The sequence below is a fragment of the Borrelia nietonii YOR genome (assembly GCF_023035795.1).
GTDB classification, from domain to species: domain Bacteria; phylum Spirochaetota; class Spirochaetia; order Borreliales; family Borreliaceae; genus Borrelia; species Borrelia hermsii.
In genome coordinates, this window is the sequence record NZ_CP073153.1 from 173466 (window position 1) to 194439 (window position 20974).

Consider the following 20974-nt stretch of genomic DNA (forward strand, 5'->3'; position numbering starts at 1 on the left):
TTTAAAAAGGAGATATTTAGTGGTAAAGAAAAGACATTATAATTTGTTATTACTATTGCTATTATTGCTAGTAATAGGTTGTAATTTGAAATCCAAAGAAGATAAAATGCTTAAAGACGGTTTCTCTAGCGGGAGTTTGTTTGAGAATAGCATGTTTAAGGGGAAGTCCAGGTATGACCCTTATACAAAACTTGTGGTGGGAAGATCTGTAGATGAAGATTCTTCAAAGGGGCTGAAGAATGGTATGGGAGGTGTTTTTGGAGTTGGTGCAGAAGGGAGTGCGGGAGTTAAATTTAATAGGCTTTTGCGTATATTCAAGATACCTCGTGAAGAGGGGGAAATAATTGAGTATATGCGACTTGCAGTAACTAATACTGGTATTGGTAGTGCTGAAGGTTACAGAACTTATACTGATTCTGAGTTTTATACTTTGTTAGGTAATTTAGGCAAGGCTAAGCTTCAGGAAATCATAAAAGCTCATTTAGAAAATGTCCAAGGACTAAGAGAAGCTTTAAGAGTTATTGATGCACTTAAGGCAGAGGAATCAAAACAACAATTGCAAGGTATATTGAAAGTGGAAGAGAACTCCTACTTAAAGGAATTAAAACGGGTATTTAATGAATCTATTCCTGATAAGGTGTACCATCAAGCTATAAGTGTTGATTATGCAGGTCAGTTTAATAAGATTAAAGATGATGTTATAAAAATTAGAAAGGAAGAGCTATATGCAAGCCTTTCTGGTGAAGAGAGATTAGTAATTGAGCATATGCGAGACGTAGCAACTAATAGTAGTGTAGGTCTTCCGGCTTATAAGACTTATACTGAGCTTGAGTTTGATCTTTTGTTAATTGACTTAGGCGATGTTAGTTTAAAGAAAATTATAGGAGATTGTTCCAAGGTTTCAACAGCAAAGGAGGGCGCTTTAAGAGCTATTAATGCTGTAGCTGGAGAAAAATCAAAACAAGATTTGGAACGTAGTTATGATTATTTCAATAATTCCTATCCATCGTATTTAAAAGGGATGTTTAGTGGTTCTACTCTTGATGATGTGCGTCGTCGAATTATAAATATTGATTATGCGGGTCATTTTGCTAAGATTGAATCTGATGCTAGAAATATTGCAAGGACTGAAGCGTTATACGCAGGTCTTTCTGTTGATGAGATTAGAACACTTGAGCATATACAAGGTGTGGTAACTGATTCTGGTAGAATCTCAGCAGGTTCCAGGACTTATACTGATTCTGAGTTTTACAATTTGTTAGAGAGTTTTGATACTGCTAAGTTAAAGAAATTTATAGAAGTTCCTTTAAAGATTTTTGAAGAAATAGACGAAGTTTTCACAGTTATTGATGCTATTAGGGAAGAAAAATTAAGACAAAACTTGAAAGGTAGGTTGGAGGATGAAGAGATTCTTTGTGCAAGGGGATTGAGAGCGGCATTTAATGGATTTAATCCTGATGATGTGTATGGTAGAGTTACAAGTATTGATTATGCTGATAATTTGCTTGGGCTTAAAAATTATGCTAGAAGAATTGTAGAGGTTGAAGAGCTATATGCAGGACTTTCTGTTGATGAGAAAAAAACAGCTCGTTATATACAAAAAGCAGTAACTGATCCGGGTATAGGAGACTTAAATGAGAAGACATATACTGAGCTTGAGTTTAAGCGATTGTTAATTAATTTGGGTGCTCTTGGACTTCAGGAAATTATAAATGTTCATGTAGATACTTTTAGAATATTAAGAGAAGTTGAAGTAGCTATTAATGATGTTAAAGACGCAGACTTAAAACAAGAATTGTCAGATAAGTTTGAGGCAGAAGAGGGGACCTATGCAGGCCTACTAAAAAAGGCATTTAATAGTTCTACTCTTGATTCTGTGCAAAGTCAAGCTGTAGGTATTAATTATTTGGATAATTTTATATCCATTAAAAATGAAGCTGAGCAGAAGAGCAATCCTTAAGACAAATGAGGAATAGTAAAAAGAGCACTTAAATAAGAGTGCTTAAGTAAGAGCAAGATTTAAGCCTTAGATGTAAATGTCTAAGGCTTTTAAATTAAAAAGCAATAGCAATATATTTATTAAGCCGCGTAAACGAAATAAATAAGCAATTATTATGGTATTATTATATTATTATATGATAATAAATTCATTTTTATATGAAAAGGAGAAAATTAATGGTGAATGTCAGGACTCATAGTTTATTATTAGTGTCGTTATTATTGCTAGTAATAAGTTGTAATTTAAAACCTCAAAAAGATGTTCTGCAGGGGAATTTGTTTAAAAATGATTCGTTTAAACAACCTGTGTTTGAAGGACGTGTAGGCAAAGATTTGGCAAAAGTTAGAAGACGTAATGTTAGAGATACTTCTGTAACTAGTGCAACAGGGGAAAGTACGGAAGTTAGACTAAAGACTAAAGTAAAAAGAGCAGTTAAAACAGGTATTGAAGGTGTTAAGGAAGATGCATTAAAACAACAATTAAAAGGTAAGTTAGGCGCTAAGACAAACCCCCATTTAGGAACACTGAAACAGACATTTGGTGAATCTACTTCTGATAAGATAAAACCTCAAGATGTAGAAGTGTTTAGTGAATCTACTTCTGATAAGATAAAACCTCAAGATGTAGAAGAGGGCAATAATGAGTATCATTTTACCGAGATTAAAGACGATGCTCAAAGTGTTGCAAAGGGGAAAAAGCTATACGCAAATCTGTCAGATGATGATATGAAAATAATTGATTATATACGAAGTGTAGTAACTGATCCTGATATTCCGGGCGATAGGACTTATACTGATGCTGAGTTTTACTCCATATTAGGCAATTTAGGTAATGAAAATTTGATTAGACTTATAAAAGTTCATTCATATGAGTTTGAATTAGTAGAAGAATTAAAAGAAGCCATTTTAACAGCTATTGGTTCTGTTAAGGGGGAAATATTAAAAGACGATTTGCATATTAGATTTAATAATTCTAATGACTATCCATTATATTTAAAATCCTTATTTCGTGGGCAGTTTACTTTTGAGCAGTTGTTTGCTCAATTAGCGGGTGGTAATTATACTCGTGAATTGGATAAATTTAAAAGAGATGTTTTCAGTGTTGTAATGGGTGAAGAGCTATATGCAGGATTTTCTGTTGATGAGAGGGAACTAATTGATTATATGCAAAGTGTATTAACTGATCTTAGTCTAGAAGAAGCCCCAGATGATAAGACTTATACTGATGCAGAGTTTTATGCTTTGTTAGGTAATTTAGGTTATGATAATTTTAGTAGAATTGTAAAAGTGCATCTAGATATTTTTAAAGCACTAAATAGGGCTTTAAGAGCTATTAGTCGTGTTAAAGAAGAAGAATCTAAAAAAGATTTGCGAGATAGATTTGATGTAGAAGAGAGGATCTATGCAGGCCTACTAAAAAAGGCATTTAGTGAAGATACTCTTAGTTCTGTATATAATAGAGTTATAAAGATTAATTATGAGAAGGATAAGTTGACTAAGATTAGAGAGGATGCTAAGCGTATTATAGCAGCTAGTAGGGGAAATCCTTAAGGGGTAGTACTAGCTAGTACTTAAGACAAATTAAGAGTAATAGTTATCAATAGTTAACAAGAGCACTTTAAATAAGAGTGCTTAAGTAAGAGCAAGATTTAAGCCTTAGATGTAAATGTCTAAGGCTTTTTAAATGTAAAAGTCATAGCAATTTATTTAATCCTAGTAAATAAATAAGTGATTTTTATACTAAATAAGTAATTATTCTATGTTAGTATGGTATTATTATATTGTTATATGATTATTTAATAATAGGTTTTATATGATAATAGATTAATTTATAAGAAAAGGAGGAAATATTTAATGGTTAAAGTAAGATATCTCAATTTGTTACTAGTGTTAGTGTTGTTATTATTGCTAGTAATAAGTTGTAATTTAAAAACCCAAGGAGATTCCGCTCAAGGATACTTGCCTGGAAAGAGTCCGTTTAAAAACCCTGTGCTTACAGGACATGTAGAGGGATTTTCCCCAAGACTTAGAAAGCGTGATACTGAGAATGCTCATGGAGCTAGTGTGGTAGAAGAAGGCAATGAGGTTAAGTTTAATAAGCTTTTAGACACATTCAAGCTACAAGGTAAGGGTAAGGAATTAATTGAGTATGTACGAAGAGCAGTAACTGATCCGGGCATAGGAACTTCAGGTGACAAGACTTATACTGATCTTGAGTTTTATAACTTGTTAGTTGGCTTTGGTGATGTTAAAGTTAAAGAGATTATACAAAATAATCTAGTAACTTTTGAAGAACTAAATGAAGCTTTAAGGGTTATTAATACTGTTAAGGGAGAAAAATTACGAAGCAGTGTGAACTTTTTGTTTGGTAGGTGTACTTCCTTTTATAAGGCAGAGCTAAAATCAATGTTCAGTCGATCTACCCCTGATGCTATATATAATGGAATGAAGGAGTATCAGAGTGCCTATTTAAATATGTTTACTAAGTTTAAATTTGATGTTAGAGGCGCTTTAGAGGGTGAAGTGATATATGCAGGGCTTGCTGATGATAAGAGAGCAGTAATTGATTATATGCAAGTTGCAGTAACTGATCCGGGCATAGGAACTTCAGGTGACAAGACTTATACTAATACTGAGTTTTATCAATTATTAGGTGTCTTGGGTGATGAGAAGGTTAATGATATTGGAGAAGTTCATTTAGAGACTGTTAAAGAACTAAATGAAGCTTTAAGAGTTATTACTGATGTTAAGGGAGAAAAATTACGAAGCAATTTGGACTTTTTATTTGGTACTTCTATTTCCTTTTATAGTTCAGAGCTAAAATCAATGTTCAGTCGATCTACTCCTGATGCTATATATAATGGAATAAAGGATCATCAAAGTACCTATTTAGATGTGTTTACTAAGCTTAAAGTTGCTGCTGAAGGCACTTTAAAGGGCGAAGTGATATATGCAGGGCTCCCATCAGCTGAGCGGTCAGTAATTGATTATATACAAAGTATAGTAACTAATCCTGATATAGGGACTTCAAATAACAAGACTTATACTGATCTTGAGTTTTATCAATTATTAGGTGTCTTGGGTTATGGGAAGGTTAGTAAGATTGGAGAAATTCATTTAGAGACTGTTGGAGCACTAAATGAAGCTTTAAGAGTTATTAATAGTGTTCAGGAAGAAGAATCTAAAAAAGATTTGAAGAACAGACTTGATGTAGAAGAGGAATCTTATACAGGTCTACTAAAACAGGTATTTAGTGAAGATGCTCCCGATTCTGTGTATACATACGCTACAGTTGATTATGGTTCAGGTCGTTTTATTCCCATTATAGATGATGCTAAGCGTATTGTAGCAGCTAGTTGAGGTAATCCTTGGAAAGCAGTACTAGCGTAGTACTTAAGTAAGAATAAGATTTAAGCCTTAGATGTAAATGTCTAAGGCTTTTAATAATGAAAGGTGGAGCAATATATTGACTTAAGTTGCTTAAACAAAATAATAAGTAATGATTCTATGTTAGTATGGTAACATAATGATATGTTATATATAACAATGGATTGGTTTGCATAAAAGGAGATATTTAATGGTGAAGGTAAAGAGCTGTAATTTATTATTAGTGTTAATGTTGCTATTTTTGATAGTAATAAGTTGTAATTTGAAATCCCCAAAAGATACCGTTCAAGGAAACTTGTTTGAAAAGGATCTAAGAGGGGCGAAATTAACTGTAAGTAACTTTGATAAATTAACCTTGCCGTTTAAAAGGCATGAAGAAGTAAATTTTGCTAAAGTAAATGAAGTAAATGAAGTAGAGAAAGTAAATGAAGTAGAGAAAGTAAATGAAGTAGAGAAAGTAAATGAAGTAGAGGAAAGTATAGAATTTAAGCTTGATAAGCTTTTAGGTACATTTAATATACAGGATGAAGGTAAGGGAGTAATTGAGTATATACGAAGCGTAGTAACTGATCCGGGTATAGTAGGACGCTCAATTGACAGGACATATGCTGATTCTAAGTTTTACAATTTGTTAGTTAGCTTGGGTGATGCTAGGCTTAAGAAAATTATAGCAGTTCATTTAAAAACTGTTAAAGAACAAAACAAGGCTCTTGCAGTTGTTGAAAATCTTAATTTAGGAGATTTAAAAGAAGCATTTAAAGCGAAGATTGATCGTAATACCAAAAAATATAAATTGGCTATAGAAAAGGCATTCCATAGCTACAGAAATGATGATGATATAGTTAGAGAAGCTGTCAATATTGATTATGAGAGTATTTTTATTGGAATTGGGAAATTTGCTGAGGATGCTAAAAAGGGTAAAGATTTATGTGCAGGATTGTTTGATAAGGGAAAGGAAATAATTGAGAGTATACGAAATATATTAACTAATCCTGATATTCCGGGTGCTAAGACTTATACTGATGTTGATTTTTATATTTTGTTAGGTAGATTGGGTTCTTCTAGGGCTACAGGCATAATGAAAGCTTATATAAGAGTTCTTCAAGAACAAGATAATGCTTTAAGAGCCATTGAGAATATTAATGAGGGAATATTAAAACTAAAATTGACAAAAAGCTTTAATGAGCACAAAGATGCTTATCCGGAGCATTTAAAATGGTTATTTAGGATATTTAATCTTAATGATATTATACATAGCCATTCTGAGGTTTATCGTGCAGTTGCAGAGGCGGATACTTATGTGTATAAGTTTACTAAGATTAAAGAGAGTGCTCTAGGTGTTATAGATGGTCAAAGGCTATGCGCAGGGCTACAGGGTCCTAGTAAGGATGCAATTGATTATATACAAAGTATAGTAACTAATCCTGATATTTGTAGTGATAAAAATTACAGGACTTATGCTGATGATGAGTTTTATCTTTTGTTAGATGAGTTGAATGCTTTAAGGGTTATGGAAATTATAGCATTTCATTTAGATGTGCTTAAAGAACGAGTAAAAATTAAATTGGCTATTGATGATGTTGGGGATGAAAAATTAAAACAAGAATTGATAGATGAGTTGACTGAGCTCAATAATTTTTATCCATTGCATTTAAAAGGAATATTTGGAGCTTATGATACTGAGCGTGTGTACCGTAGATTTAAGGATAGTGCTTATTTGTATGATCTATTTGATATTGAAGATAAAGCTTTGGCTAATAAGAGGGCGAAAAATTAGTGCTACAGGGTGCTTAGGCAAAACACTTAAGTATATGTGAAGGACAATAACTGCTTTTAATATTTGTGGGGATAAAGATTATGATTTTTTTTGTGTATTAGGAATTTGGCCCCTAGTACTTAAAGAGGAAGTAGCAATATATTGAATATATATTAATATATAATTAAGTTTTAAATTAAAAGTAATAAATAGTGATAGTATGATTATTGTATTATAATTATATGGCAATAGTTTAATTTGTAAAAAAGGAGAGATTTAAATATGAAGGTAAAAAATCAGAGTTCATTATTACTGTTATTTCTGGTAATAAATTGTAATTTTAAGCCACAAGCAGATCTCATGTTTAAAGATAATTTGCCTGGAAAGGGCTCGGTTAAAGTGAGGCCACCTATAAGTAGCTCGCTTGAAAATACTTCAGTTAAAGCAAATGGAGTAGATGTAGCAGAGGAAAATATAGAAGTTAAACTTGATAAGCTTTTAGGCACATTTATGTTGGAGGATAACGAAGGGGAAGTAATTAGGTATGTACGTAGTGTAGCAACTGATTCTGGTGTAGGAGCCTCGGGTGATCAGGCTTATACTGATGATGGGTTTTATAATTTGCTAAAGAGCTTGGGTGCTCTTAAGCTTAAGGAAATGATAGAAGTTCATTTAAAGATTACTAAAGTACAAGACGAGGCTTTAATAGCTATTGAGAATATTAATAATGAAGAATTAAAACAAAAATTGCAGCGTGAGTTTGATGATTATAAGAATAATTATTTATCGCATCTAAAAGAGTTATTTAGTGGGTTTATTCCTTCTGGGAGTAGTGCTGATAATGTGCATTATAAAGCTATAAATAGCGGTTATGAGGGTTATTTTACTTCTATTGAAAATCAAGCTAGAGATTTTATGGATGGCGCAAATCTATACGCAGAGCTCCCAGCAGCTGAGCGGTCAGTAATTGATTATATACAAGGGGTAGTAACTAATCCTGCTATTGGTAGTGCTAATGATTACAGGACATATTCTGTTACTGAGTTTACTATTTTGTTAGGTAGTTTGGGCGATTCTAAATTGGCTGAAATTATTGAATTTCATTTAGGGATTTTGAAAGCAAAAGACGATGCTCTTGCAGTTATTAAGGATGTCAAGAGAGATGAATTTAAGCAAAAATTACAAAATAAGTTTAATGCTTGCAATGATGCTTATCCATCACATTTAAAAGGGTTATTCCACGAATTTGCTCCTGATAGGGTGTATAGTAGGGTTATAAATAGCAACTATGCTGATTCGTTTGCTTATATTGCAAATCAAGCTGGAAGTGTCATGCAGTTTGAAAAGATATATGAAGGGCTGTCTGATGATGGGAAAGCAGTAATTGATTATATACGGGGTATAGTAGTTACTTCTGGTGTTGGTGATGATGATTCTGCTGATGCTTATACTGATGATGATTTGTATGCTTTGTTAAGCAATTTGGATGCTCTTAAGCTTAAGGAAATCATAGAAGTTTATTTAGAGATCGAAAGAGTACAAAAAGAGGCTAGCGACGCTATTGAGGATATTAAAAAGGAAGAATTAAAAAAACAATTGAAACGTGAGTTTGATGTTTACAATGAGTTTTATTTATCTGATCTAAAGTCCATATTCGTTGATGGGTATGATCCCGGTTCTGTACATAATAGAACTGTAAATGGTGAGCATGTGGATAAGTTTACTAAGATTAGAGACGATGCTAGAAGTGCTATGGGACTTGAAAATCTATACGTAGGGCTCTCAGCAGATGAGCAGCTAGTAATTGAGCATATACGAAGTGCAGTATCTAATCCTAATATTGGGCATATCAGTTCCAATACTTATACTGATGATGAGTTTTACTCTATGTTAGTTAACTTGGGTGCTCTTAGACTTAAGGAAATTATAGAAGTTTATTTAGATATTTATAGTGCACGAGAGGATGCATTAAGGGCTATTGAAAATATTAATAAAGAAGACTCAAAACAAGAATTGAAACGTGAGTATGATGATTACAATAATATTTATTTGTCCGATATAAAATGGGCATTTAGTGGCTCTACTCTTGATGATGTTTATGATAATATCATGGATATAGATTATAAGAGTGATTCTGTGGATGGGTTTACTGCGATTAAAGACCAAGCTATAAGTTTGAAATAGAGCTTTGAAATAGGGTTTAAAATAAAGCTTATATAAATATGCAGAGAGTATTGTTTAAGAGCAGTATTTAAGAAGAGTTAAGAATATTAGCCTTAGATTTATATGCTAAGGCTTTTAATAATTAGAAGTAGTAGAAATGTATTATTTAGTTAGCATATGATATCGTATAATTAATACATAATTAGTATGTTATTAATATGAAATAGGTTAATTTTAAAAAGGAGATATTTAGTGGCGAAGAAAAGACATCATAATTTTTTATTACTATTATTAGTAATAAGTTGTAATTCAAAACCCAAAGAAGATGCTCTTCTTAAGAGGAGTTTGATTGTAAAGACCCCGTTTCAAGTCACCAGAGGGGGTTACTTGTGGGTAATGTTGGTGGAAGCCCTTTGCCGGTACAGGGAGTTAGAGGACCACTTGTGGGGAATGTTGGTGGAGCAATCCTACCGCTTAAAAAGCATGAAGAGGAAGATTCGGCTAAAGATGAAGTAGATGAAGTGGGCGGAGTAGATAAAGACGAATTAGATGAAGTAGATGAGAGCATGAAAGATAGGATTAATAAGCTTAAAGATAGATTTGGGACCTTTCCTAAAGGAGAAAAAGTATTTCGACGTATTCAAATTATAGTAACTAGTCCTGATATTGCTCGTGCTAAAGGTTATAAGACTTATACTACTGCTGAATTTTGCTCCTTTTTAGAGAGCTTAGATGATGCTAGTATTAATGACATCATAGAACCTTTAAGAGAGATTTTAGAAGTAAAATACAAGATTTCACGTGTTATGGGAGATATTAAGGCAAAAGAATCAATAAAAAACTTAATAGATGAATTTAAGCTTAAAGACAAAGGATATAGAGAGGCTTTAAAAGGTGCATTTAACAACCCTAAAATTGAAGATGTGCTTGTTGGCATAAGAGATAGTGTTCCTAAATATAAAGCAGAGTTTGCCAAGATTAAAACAGATGTTGAGAAAGTTTTAGAGCTTGAGAAAGCTGATATTTATGATCAAGTCGTTGAAAAGGGTGAAAAGATATATGACAGACTTTCTGGTAATGAGAGAGCAGTAATTGAGTATATGCGAGATGCATTAACTGATCCGAGCATAGAAACTTCAGGTGACAGGGCGTATACTGATGATGAATTTTATCACTTTTTAGGCCGCATGTTTGATGTTAATATTCGGAATTTTACAGCTCATATGAAGTTGAAAGAGCAGGATGAGGCTTTACGCGCTATTGAAGATGTTAAGACAGAAAGCTTAAGAGCAAATTTAAAAGTTGAGCTTGAGCTTAAAGCCAAAGAATGTAAATCAGTTCTAAGGCGTTTATGTAGGAAGCCTAATATTGATGAGGTGCATAAGGATATAACAATAGCTGGTCTTAATAAATATTCAAATGATGTTGCTAGGATTAAGACAACTGCTGAGGAATTTGTAAGGTTTGAAAATTTATACGCAAGTCTTCCAGATGATAAGAGGGCAGTAATTGAATATATACGAAGTGTAGTAACTGATCCGGGGATTGGTAGTGATAAAGGTTACAAAACATATTCTGATCTTGAGTTTGGCCTCTTGTTAGTTAAATTAGGTATTAATAAGATTGAAACGGTTATATCGCATCATTTAACCGTTGCATCAGGAAAAGCTGCTACTAAAGCAATTATTGATGGCGTTAGGGGAGAAACATTAAGAGGTGAATTTGAAGGTAGGTTTGATCTTAACTGCCAAGAATATGAATTGGCTTTAAAAGGCAAATTTAGTACCTCAGAGTTTTCAGATCTTAGTTTCGAAAGTAAATATGTAGAAGAGTTTATTAAAATTAAAGCCGATGCAGAAAAAGCTATTAGAGGAGAAAATTTGTACTTAAGTTTACAGGATAATGAGAGAGAAGTAGTTGATTATATGCAAAGTGTAATATTTGATCCTAGTATAAAAGGCTATTTGATTAAGAGTACGTGTACTGAGGTTCAATTTTATCACTTGTTAAGTAACTGGGATATTGTTAGGCTCCGGGAAATTATAGGAATTCATTTAGACATTCTTAAGTTACAAGAACAAACTTTAAATACTATTGGGGATATTAAGAGAAAAGCATCAAAACGAGATTGGCAACATGATTTTGATAATGCCAAATATATCTATTTATGTGCTCTAAAAGACTCACTTATTGATCCTTATGAGCTAAGAGCATATGGTGTTTCTGTTACGAGATCTAGGAGGGGGCACTTTATTGATATTATTTTAGATGCTGAGAGTGTTATAAAATATGAAAATCTCTATGCAGCTCTCTCTGATGAAGAGTTAGGAGCAATTGAGTATATACGAAGTGTAGTAACTGATCCTAATATTCGTAATTCTGAAGGAAATAAATACTCAGATGAGTATACATATATTGAGTTTGAGGTCTTCTTAGATGGTTTAGATGTTATTAAGGGCAGGGGGACATTGCAAGAGTTTATTTAGATATTGGTAGTGCACGAGAGGATGCTTTAAGAGCTATTGGATAAGAGCTATTGGAAATGTTACTAGAGAAGGCTCAAAACAAGAATTGAAACGCAAGTTTGATGATTACAATAAAATTTATTTATCTGATATGAAATTTTTAATTATTAATCCGGATCTTGATTTAATGCAACTGTGTGAGAAAATTATGGATGTAGATTATAAGTCTAGGCATGTGGATGCATTTAATGCGATTAAAAACGAAGCTATAAGCTTGCCGTAGAGCTAAAATTGCACTTGAAGAGCTATATATAAAGTAGGTTTACTAGGAAAGAGAGGTTTTATTTAGAGGAACTAGTGGGGGTTTAGTAGACCTACTTCTTTATGTGCATATAACTTAATGTTAACAAAAAATGTTAACATTAAAATGTTAATAACAAGATGTTAATAACAGTGTGTTTAATTGATGTGTAAATTAAAAGAAATGACTTAAGAGCAATAAGTAGTGATTATATGATATAATTACTATTAATAATAATACTATGTTTCTATGATAATAGATTAATTTTAAAAAGGAGATATTTAGGGATGAAGATAAGGTATCATGATAATAATTTGTTACTAGTATTAATATTACCATTATTGCTGATAATAAGTTGTAATTTAAAATCCAAAGAAGATGCTGTTCTTAAAGGGAGTTTGTTTGTAAAAAATGCCCTGCTTGTAGGTGCTCCATCTTTAAGGAAACTACCCAAAACAGATGATAAAATAGGCGAGGTAATCGTGCATGGTGTGGAGGTTGCTTCAGAGAAACTGTCCAAAGCAGAGGATAAGATAAGCGAGGAGGCAATTGCGCATGGTGTGGAGGTTGCCCCTGGAACTGGCGCAGATGAGAGCACGGAAGTTAAAATTAATAAGCTTCTAGACGAGTTTGGGTTATCTGATCCTGAAAAGGAAGCAGTTTGGTATATACAAAACATATTAACTGATTCTAAGATTAATGGTTATTTTTCGGATAGTAGGAGTCTTTTTTGGAATGACGTATTTGAAGCGATGCCCAATATGGATGATAAGAAATGTATAACGTATACTACTCCCCAGTTTTATAACTTGTTAGTTAGTCTTGGTGAAGCTAGGTTAAAGGAAATTATAGGATTTCATTTAGAAGCTATTAGAAGACGAGATGACACTTTAAGTGCTATTGCGGGTATTATTAAAGATGAGACAGCAAGACAAAGATTAAACTTTATTTTGGGTAAGGTAATGCAATATTATCCATCGTATTTAAAATGGGTATGTGGCAGGTCTGATCCTGACGAAGTGTACCATCAAGCTAAAGCTAGGCTTTCTAATTTAAGTGAGTTTACTGAGATTAAAGATGAAGCTATAAACCTTGCAAAGCTTGAGCAGAAATTGATAGAAGTGGGAGTTTTATCTTATGAAGAATGGGAATTAATTGAATGTATGCGAGGTGCAATGAATAATCTTGCTGTGGGTATGCCCCCATCAGCAGGTCGTGCACGTTATCATGGTATTCATTTTGATAAAGCATTAGATAAATTAAATATTAATGATGAACTGAAAGTATTGCTTGGATATTTCCTATTTAATTTTGTGGCACTAAAAGAATCTAAAATTGCGATAGATGCTATTGAGGATTCTGCATCTAAACGAAAATTAAAAAATAGATTTGAGGAGTGGAATAAGCTTTATTTAGGTGAATTAAAGGCAATGGGGTATGTTTACCTGTGGGGTAGTAGAGATGATTTTGAAAAGATATTAGCTGGTTATGACACTACGGAAATGATTAATGAGATTAGGGAGAAAGCCAATGAGATTGTATATTCTGAAAAGCTATACTCAGCATTACCTACTGAAGAATGGGAACTACTTGAATATGCACGAAAAGTAGTAATTGATCCGGATATTGGTCGTGATAAAGGCTACAAGACGTATTCTAATTTTAAGTTTTATGAAGTTCTACTTAGTGCAGGTTATGATAATTTGCGTAAATTAATTGGCAATGATCTATTGCTTTTTAGATTAATAAAAGAGATTGAAGGGTTGATAACGAAAGAAAACAGAGACTTATTCGAAGATGTCTTTAATAATATTAAACATGACCATTCATTGGCTATAAAACATTTATTTGGAGGCTATTTTAAGGATAAGCGCCAGTGGGCACCCAATTCAATTTTGGATTTTAATAACGAGTATATTGGTAGGAGTTTTATGAGGTTAAAACAATTCATTAACCTTGTAAACGAAAGTAAGGCTCGTCGTGCAGCTAGAATGTAACGTCAAGCTTCGCAATAAAGCAGTGTAGCTTACTATTTGTACTATAAATATGAGAAGTAGTTTTAAGCCTTAGGATTTAAATCTTAGGGCTTTTAATTTATGTTGGAGATATGTATCGTTTAAGACGAATGTGAAATTAAAATAAATATAAAAAGGGGTTTAGTTGAAAAAGTTATAAATTAGTGATTTTAAGTCATTATTATATTATAGTAATGACTTGCATGTAATAATAAATTGCAAATAATATAAATTATATATAATAATAAATTAATTTAATATATTCATTCGAATTGCAAAAGGAGATATTAAGACGGATTTGGATTATCTAAAGAAGCAAAAGACGCAGTTAGGTCTTTGCAAAGTATATTGACTGATCCGGATATTGGCAGGGATGAAGGTTACAAGACTTATACTGAGCTTAAGTTTTACAACTTGTTAGCGAGTTTGGGTGATGTTAATAGTAAGGCAATTATGGAATCTCACTCAACTATTCTTGTCGGACGAGAAAGGCTTAATGAAGCTATTGAGAATATTGATGGGGGGGGGATTGGCAGCAAGATTCAAACCATTACTTAAAAATGAAATTAAGGCTCAAGAGGAAGGCTATCCATTATATAAAAATATGTGTTTACTGGGTCTAATCTTAAGAGAATCTTTAATCTAGTAAGAGGTTATAAGGAGGCATCTTTAAGTAAGTTTAGTAAGACTCAATATATGGTTGATGCTATTATAGATGGTAAAGATCCGCTTGAAGGGCTTTCTGATGTTGAGTTGAGAGGAGCTAACCTTTTACAAGGTATATTGGCTGATTCTAAGATAGGTGATAAAACATATTCTGATGATGAGTTTAGTCTTTTATTGTTTAACTTGGGTACCGATAGGGCTAGGGAAATTATAAGGTTTCAGTGTTTGCGTGCTTAGAGAAAGTAGCAATATTTGTATTACTAGTAATAGGACTTGTAACACAGTCTGTAAGTTCATGGATGAGTTTTGAGAGTTTCTTTAGTTTGATATTTGAAGATACTATTAGGGATACTGTTTTGAGCGTTAAAAAAGTCAAAGTGAAAAAGAGGAAGGTCTTCGCAGACTACTTTATGATAAAGAGCGGATAATTGAAGGTGAAATATCTAGTATTGATGTTAAGATTAAAAATAATAATGATCGTATAGAATTTGCCAAGAATAAGCACTTGAATTTGGACTATACATATAAAACTATGAAGCAAGATTACATGAGAGAAATTGAAAATGCAAACAGAGAAAATAAGGATTTATTTAATCAAAGGGATGAGTATTTGCAATCTTTGAAAGATTTGCGTTTCAAGCTTGGTAATTTGATTGAAGCAACAGCTGTAGATAATAATCGCATTAAAGCGGCTAATGTTTTAAATGGGACATCAGTTGTTATTGCTAGAGATGATTATCTTAATATAATTTTTGTTTATTCATTATTATTATTATTATTGTCTGTTTGTCTAGATATATTTTTAGCAATGGCATTCTGTATAATACATAATGCTTATCATAAGTTTTATGGCCAAAAGTTATTACACGCTATCCCATTACTTACAAGAAGTAAGGTTAAAAAGATACAAGGTAGTCGAATCCCTAGTTTAAAAAAGAATAAAAAAACCGTTTAAAAGAGTTGATGAATCATTTGGGTTTATTGCATCTAATTTAGAAGATGATAAGCGTACTATAAAGCCTTTGAGTAAAATTACTAAAGATGCAAATGTGACTGATTATCGAATAAGGAAATATTTATCGGACTTAATGGATAGGGGTTTGGTTATAAGAGATAGGAAAAGATTGGTACTTAATGTTGATGATATGTCAAATTACTGGTCTAAAGTTTAGAATTTGGTAAAAATCCAAAACAATCTTGAAAAACATAAATAGGATCCATATTTAATAAATGGATAGAAATGCTGCTGCAGAGATTGGAAGTGTTGAAAAATTAGCTAGTATACTTGCAAAAAGAACAAGAATTTTGAAGGATTTAGTAGAATAACACCTGGATTTATATCTAAGCTTAAAAAACCAAAATATTTTAGTAGAAACTTATAGTATCATTAAGGAAAATATATATAATAATGACCTTAAGCTTTACTACTTTTATAAAATGCAATATAATAGTATTTTATCATCCTTATATGTCAATTAAAGGAAAGGTATATTATGGGACGCGAGGTAAGTTTATTATCAATAGTGGTTTTAGTTTTATTTATTACAAGTTGTAATCATGGTGAAGTTTTAAGAAGTACTATCAGTAAGATTAGTAATGACGGTATTGTTGAGGATAATATTGGTGGCGTTCCCTTCAATAGAGATGGTAAGGTTTTGGAGCAGGATTTTGAACTTGATGAAATTAAGGAAGAAAATGTTAATGTAGGTAAAGGGGATATAATTTTTGAAGTTCAAAATAGGGAAAAATATGGAATTGGTTCTAATGTGTTGCCTTCTTTGGAAAATTTTGATAATGAATTTAAAAATTTGCAATGGTGGTGTGGACATAATGAAAAGACTCTGGCAAATCTTTATAAAATGTCCTTTGCGGCTAGAGATATGGTTAGTAAATTTTATGATATTTGGGCTAAATCTAGTGAAGAGTATGATAGAGCTGATAAGGCTTTGGATCAAGCTATTTCTGATCTTGATCAAATTAAGAATTCTGTTACTGTCGAAGATAAGGATAAGAATGATAAAATTTTTGATGCTGAAAAAAAATTGGATATTGCTATTGACGTTTGGAAAGAAGCCAGAGAAGTTAAACAAAAAGCTGAGCAAGACTGTAGGGTAGCTGATTATTATGCCAGAAAGATTGAGACAACTATTGAGGTTTTGCTTAGATCTTTGAAAATTATGGGGGGAGAGTTGGAATTGGAAGACAAAGAATTAAAAGAAGAGATTTAAAAATTATGAAATAACTTAGAAAGTTTAGTGTTTATATTGTTGTCATTTCTATAAAAATAATTTTATTATTATATATTATTATAAATGTACTTTTCAGCGTATATGAATTTACTATTGGTATTATCAAGTAATTAAAAATTATCCAAAGGTTATAAAGGGTAGGGAATTAAGCATAAATGAGATTGAACACCTTGAAAAGGTTATTCATGTTATTAATTATACGATAGAAATTCAAGAACAGATTGACTTGATAATTTATGATTTACAAGAATTTGGTTGTGATTCTGAGTTATCAAGTGTACACTTAGCAAGTTGGGCATTTACTTTTATGATTTAAATTTAAAAAATGTTAGTTCTATTGAAGATGCTATGGTAATTAGTAATTTATTTTATTATAGAAAGGTTTATGCATCAGGTTAATGCTAATATAGAACAAATGGATAGTGAATTTAAAGGATTTCAAAGAAAATATGGAGCAGATAAAAGTTTTCATGATTGGCTGGTATATGAGGAAGGAGAGAAAAGAAAGAGATAAAAATTGAGTCAAGGGTTAAAAAATTTGAATTCTCTTTTTGAAAAAGAACTTGATTCTGAAATCATTGACAAATGATGATATTATAAGATTTAATTTGTTATTTTTAAGCTATATTAATATTTTATTATTCAATAATATTAATGAATGTATTAAAATCCGATTTTTTAACCGCAAATGATTTTTCTAATAATAAACTTTTAGTTTTATTAAAACTATCAAATTCTTTTTCATCTTCATTATCGCTGTCAGATCTATTTTCAACCGAATTAGTAGTAACTTCAAATTTAAGGAAGACATAGTCTGAACTATCACTTTTATTAACCTTTATATTAATATCATTTTCCATATCATCATAAGTAGTAGCTTCAAATGTTTCATTACCATTAGTTATTGCATTTTTAAATTTAGAAAGATGATTTTGTTCTAAATCTAAACCAATTCCTTGTGGACCATCTTTTATATAATTACTACTAGAACTTAGTCTAAAATTAGTACCCCAATAACTATTATTTGTGATAACAAAAATAGCTCCATTGTGAAATTTAGCAAAAAATAGTTTCCAGTTGTTATTAAAGTTATAATCAGAATTGTTATTAGTAATATCTCCGTTTTTAATACCTAATGAAACTTCGTACATCATAGCACCATTAGCATTTGCATTATGAGTATTTTGAATTCTATATTCTTTGAAAGATTCTTGATTATTTACAGGTATCTTTAATTCTGGGTTTGATTGTTTTTGTCGTTGTGATTCTTCTGGTTTTGGTGTTGATTTTACTACTGGTGTAGGTATAGCTTTTGATTTTTCTTCCAATTTTACTTGTTTATTTGGAAGTGGACCTGATTGGGTATTATAATCTTTATTACTATTTTTTGTTGATTTTAAATTTTGATCCGGTAATTGTTCTTCATTTGGTTTTTTAGTTGACCCTTCCTTGTGTGTTTGATCTGAAGATGGTTGATGTAATTGTGGGTTATCTGGATTTAGCTTATCTTTTTGTAGTCTTTCTTTTTTTTCATCTACTACTTTTATTTCTAAATTTTTTTGAACTTTACTATTTGTTGCTGGATCATATGATAGTTTTGGGCTTTGGTTAATAATTGAATTGGCTACCTTTTTTAGAGCATCAATCTTTGGGACTTTTTGTGTATTAAATTCGCAACTAAAGAAGAATAATATGAATAAAAATTTCAAATTAAAAGCATTGTAATAATAATTCATAGTTATATATGCAAAAGTGTATATTGAATTTTAAGAAATCCAAGTTTTTTTATAATTTTGTAATATATTTTTATTAAATTATTAGTTTTTAAGGGAAAGGATTGGGACTTTAATATAAAAAAATATAAAATTTATATCTGTTGTCTTACAGGTAAACATATAAATAAAGACCTTCTTATTCATAAGGCGGAGTAATAAACTGATGAAGTATGTTATTTTTATGATTGTTTGTTTGGTACTTTCTTGTAATTTAGAAAATGAAAAAAAGGTTGATATTCAGGATATAAATAAACAGATTGGCAATAATGCATAAAAATTAATAATTTAAGCTTAAAAAAACATAGCGAAAGCAAAGTAACATTAGGAGTTATTAATCATTCAGAATCAAAATCTGTTGGAACAATATCAATACTTAATGAAAAAATAATTCCGTATGAACAAATTTTTTTTGACTATCATCCTGGGGTAAGTTTAGAAGAGATGTTAGAAGAACGAAAGAAACAAGAGATGTTGGGGTTTGGCCGAAATCTTAGATTGCTTAATGCAGTTATAATGAACAAATCTTTACAGTTTGAGAAGCAATCTTTGGCTAAAATTGAAGAAGCTATCAAGTATATTGAAGGAGAAAATAAAAATTGGGATAGTTCAAAAAAGGCATTCATTGATGGAATAAAGTTTGAAGAAAAAGCTTTGATGGCTCTTATCTATGTTGATAGTAGTGTTAGAAGATTATTAGAGTGTTATCCTAACTATACCGGTGGTCTTTTTTATAGTTATGCAGATTTGAAAAAGCTACAGGATAAGTTGAAAATGGAGTTACAAATCTTTAAAGGTAAGGATCTAGACGAATTTGAGAATGCTAAACATAGGGCTGAGGAACGTATTTTCTTTAGTAGAGAAAAGCAACAAGAAGATAAAAATAAATTAGAGCAAGATATTCAAAATGCATTAAAATCTTTGAAGGGTTGTATGGAAAGAATGAATACAGATATTATTCTGAAAAGTTTTTATAAGGAAGGTAGTATAGTACCTGATAATTATGATTTTGACCTTCATAAAGGACATAATTTTTTATTACCTGATAATTATGAATTTAGCTTCGAGAGAGATAATAAAAACATGATGCTAGTGGATGGAAGATACAGTATTAATAGGTTTTATTGAATTTTTAGATTATTAGAGGCTTATGAAATTTTGCAATATTTTTAATTTAAAATTTTCATTTTTGTTCATATTATTCGGTTGTGATTTGAATTATATAGGAGAGGTTGATAAATTTTCAGGAATGGCATCAGTTGATTTTGAATACGAAAATAAAAAAATATTGGAGAGAGAAAAAAGAAAACAATTAGAGGAAGAAAAAAGAGCACAATTAGAGAAAGAAGCTAGAGCTAGATATTATGAAAAAGAATTTGAAAGGCAAGCTGAATATTATACAAAGGAATTCGAAGATAAAATTAAAAGATTAGAAAAAGAACTTGAAGAAGAAACCAGGGGTTTAAAATTTCTTATTGCAAAAGGTTATAAGACAAGTGGTATGAATATCTATCAATTTCATCAAGATGAAATTAGAAGATTAACAAATGAAAAAAAAGAAGGTAAGCCAGGAATTCATAGTTTAAGATATTATCTTCAACTAAAAGACAATAGTATCAATCACCATAAAGCTTATACTGATGCAATAGAGTTAAAGATTCCTAATATTAAGGACAAATTGATTGAAAGAAAAAACTCTAATATTAAAAGATATGAGGCTAATATTAAAAGATATAAATCTAATATTGAAGGATATAAAAATGGAATAAAAAGATTATATGAGATTGAAAAACAAGATTTAATTAATGAAATTTCGAACTCTAAATTTAAAACCGAATTTAAGAAATTAGAATATGAAAACATGATTAGGGAATATGAAAATTCAATTGAAAATTATAATGAAAAAATTGAGGACTATAAATATCAAATAATATGTGATGAAGTTGAATATAAACGATATGAAGCCTTGAGAAATTCCGATGATGTATCATTAGAAGCTCTTAAAGATAAACTTCAGGACATAAAAAGTTCAATTGAAAGATGTGAATTGACGATTAAGGGATTCGAAAATTGGATTAAAGAAAAAGAATTGGATAAGAAAAAATTAGAAGATGCAATTCAAAAACTATGAGATATTATGAGATATGAGAAAAGGAGTGAGGGGGAAGTTGAAGGTATTTTATACTAAAAGCAACTAAATTA

The 20974-nt window shown here is 31.1% G+C and carries 15 protein-coding genes and 1 pseudogene; 15 read left to right on the plus strand and 1 reads right to left on the minus strand.

Going from position 1 to position 20974, the window contains the following annotated elements:
• The first annotated feature begins 85 nt into the window (after positions 1-85).
• The 13 genes and pseudogenes from bhYOR_RS06125 (at position 86) to bhYOR_RS06185 (ending at position 16979) form a co-directional block, all read left to right on the plus strand.
• Positions 86-1960, plus strand: a complete 1875-nt coding sequence (locus bhYOR_RS06125) for a BTA121 domain-containing protein surface lipoprotein (protein ID WP_247088486.1) — start codon at positions 86-88, stop codon at positions 1958-1960.
• Positions 1961-2175: 215 nt separating this feature from the next.
• The gene (locus bhYOR_RS06130; protein WP_025434259.1) at positions 2176-3549 is read left to right on the plus strand and encodes a BTA121 domain-containing protein surface lipoprotein; all 1374 of its coding nucleotides are present in this window, start codon (positions 2176-2178) and stop codon (positions 3547-3549) included.
• Between the two features lie 303 nt (positions 3550-3852).
• Positions 3853-5358: a BTA121 domain-containing protein surface lipoprotein gene (locus bhYOR_RS06135; RefSeq protein ID WP_025434260.1), complete on the plus strand. Its 1506-nt coding sequence runs from the start codon at positions 3853-3855 to the stop codon at positions 5356-5358.
• Positions 5359-5575: 217 nt separating this feature from the next.
• Complete coding sequence (locus tag bhYOR_RS06140; protein ID WP_025434261.1) at positions 5576-7162, plus strand: BTA121 domain-containing protein surface lipoprotein; 1587 nt, start codon at positions 5576-5578, stop codon at positions 7160-7162.
• A 339-nt stretch (positions 7163-7501) separates the two neighbouring features.
• Positions 7502-9325: a BTA121 domain-containing protein surface lipoprotein gene (locus bhYOR_RS06145; protein ID WP_155265603.1), complete on the plus strand. Its 1824-nt coding sequence runs from the start codon at positions 7502-7504 to the stop codon at positions 9323-9325.
• A gap of 368 nt (positions 9326-9693) precedes the next feature.
• Positions 9694-11790, plus strand: a complete 2097-nt coding sequence (locus bhYOR_RS06150) for a BTA121 domain-containing protein surface lipoprotein (RefSeq protein WP_025434263.1) — start codon at positions 9694-9696, stop codon at positions 11788-11790.
• Positions 11791-11875: 85 nt separating this feature from the next.
• A complete protein-coding gene (locus bhYOR_RS06155; RefSeq protein ID WP_155265604.1) occupies positions 11876-12052 on the plus strand; it encodes a hypothetical protein in 177 nt (58 codons plus the stop codon).
• A 305-nt stretch (positions 12053-12357) separates the two neighbouring features.
• Entirely contained in the window at positions 12358-14067 is a 1710-nt protein-coding gene (locus bhYOR_RS06160; RefSeq protein ID WP_025434264.1) for a BTA121 domain-containing protein surface lipoprotein, read from the plus strand.
• A gap of 327 nt (positions 14068-14394) precedes the next feature.
• Positions 14395-14643, plus strand: a pseudogene (locus tag bhYOR_RS06165) (BTA121 domain-containing protein surface lipoprotein); the annotation flags it as partial.
• A gap of 48 nt (positions 14644-14691) precedes the next feature.
• Positions 14692-14988: a hypothetical protein gene (locus bhYOR_RS06170; protein ID WP_247088492.1), complete on the plus strand. Its 297-nt coding sequence runs from the start codon at positions 14692-14694 to the stop codon at positions 14986-14988.
• Positions 14989-15298: 310 nt separating this feature from the next.
• Complete coding sequence (locus bhYOR_RS06175; RefSeq protein WP_247088494.1) at positions 15299-15706, plus strand: hypothetical protein; 408 nt, start codon at positions 15299-15301, stop codon at positions 15704-15706.
• Positions 15707-15773: 67 nt separating this feature from the next.
• Positions 15774-15923 (plus strand): hypothetical protein, encoded by a 150-nt coding sequence (locus bhYOR_RS06180; protein ID WP_155265608.1) that lies wholly within the window; start codon positions 15774-15776, stop codon positions 15921-15923.
• Positions 15924-16244: 321 nt separating this feature from the next.
• Positions 16245-16979 (plus strand): hypothetical protein, encoded by a 735-nt coding sequence (locus bhYOR_RS06185; RefSeq protein ID WP_025434265.1) that lies wholly within the window; start codon positions 16245-16247, stop codon positions 16977-16979.
• A 659-nt stretch (positions 16980-17638) separates the two neighbouring features.
• Here bhYOR_RS06185 and bhYOR_RS06190 read toward each other — a convergent pair.
• Complete coding sequence (locus tag bhYOR_RS06190) at positions 17639-18736, minus strand: hypothetical protein (protein ID WP_025400373.1); 1098 nt, start codon at positions 18734-18736, stop codon at positions 17639-17641.
• A 552-nt stretch (positions 18737-19288) separates the two neighbouring features.
• On the opposite strand from bhYOR_RS06190, the gene bhYOR_RS06195 reads away from it, so the two are divergent.
• Complete coding sequence (locus bhYOR_RS06195) at positions 19289-19900, plus strand: hypothetical protein (protein WP_247088496.1); 612 nt, start codon at positions 19289-19291, stop codon at positions 19898-19900.
• 61 nt (positions 19901-19961) lie between these two features.
• The gene (locus bhYOR_RS06200) at positions 19962-20903 is read left to right on the plus strand and encodes a hypothetical protein (RefSeq protein WP_247088498.1); all 942 of its coding nucleotides are present in this window, start codon (positions 19962-19964) and stop codon (positions 20901-20903) included.
• The last annotated feature ends 71 nt before the right edge of the window (positions 20904-20974 follow it).

What these genes read in the sequence shown, in the direction of transcription:
- bhYOR_RS06130 (WP_025434259.1), top strand. Translation starts at nt 2,176, where the DNA reads ATGGTGAATGTCAGGACTCATAGTTTATTATTAGTGTCGTTATTATTG.
- bhYOR_RS06135 (WP_025434260.1), top strand. Translation starts at nt 3,853, where the DNA reads ATGGTTAAAGTAAGATATCTCAATTTGTTACTAGTGTTAGTGTTGTTA.
- bhYOR_RS06140 (WP_025434261.1), top strand. Translation starts at nt 5,576, where the DNA reads ATGGTGAAGGTAAAGAGCTGTAATTTATTATTAGTGTTAATGTTGCTA.
- bhYOR_RS06145 (WP_155265603.1), top strand. Translation starts at nt 7,502, where the DNA reads ATGTTTAAAGATAATTTGCCTGGAAAGGGCTCGGTTAAAGTGAGGCCA.
- bhYOR_RS06160 (WP_025434264.1), top strand. Translation starts at nt 12,358, where the DNA reads ATGAAGATAAGGTATCATGATAATAATTTGTTACTAGTATTAATATTA.
- bhYOR_RS06175 (WP_247088494.1), top strand. Translation starts at nt 15,299, where the DNA reads ATGAGAGAAATTGAAAATGCAAACAGAGAAAATAAGGATTTATTTAAT.
- bhYOR_RS06185 (WP_025434265.1), top strand. Translation starts at nt 16,245, where the DNA reads ATGGGACGCGAGGTAAGTTTATTATCAATAGTGGTTTTAGTTTTATTT.
- bhYOR_RS06190 (WP_025400373.1), bottom strand. Translation starts at nt 18,736, where the DNA reads ATGAATTATTATTACAATGCTTTTAATTTGAAATTTTTATTCATATTA.
- bhYOR_RS06195 (WP_247088496.1), top strand. Translation starts at nt 19,289, where the DNA reads ATGAACAAATCTTTACAGTTTGAGAAGCAATCTTTGGCTAAAATTGAA.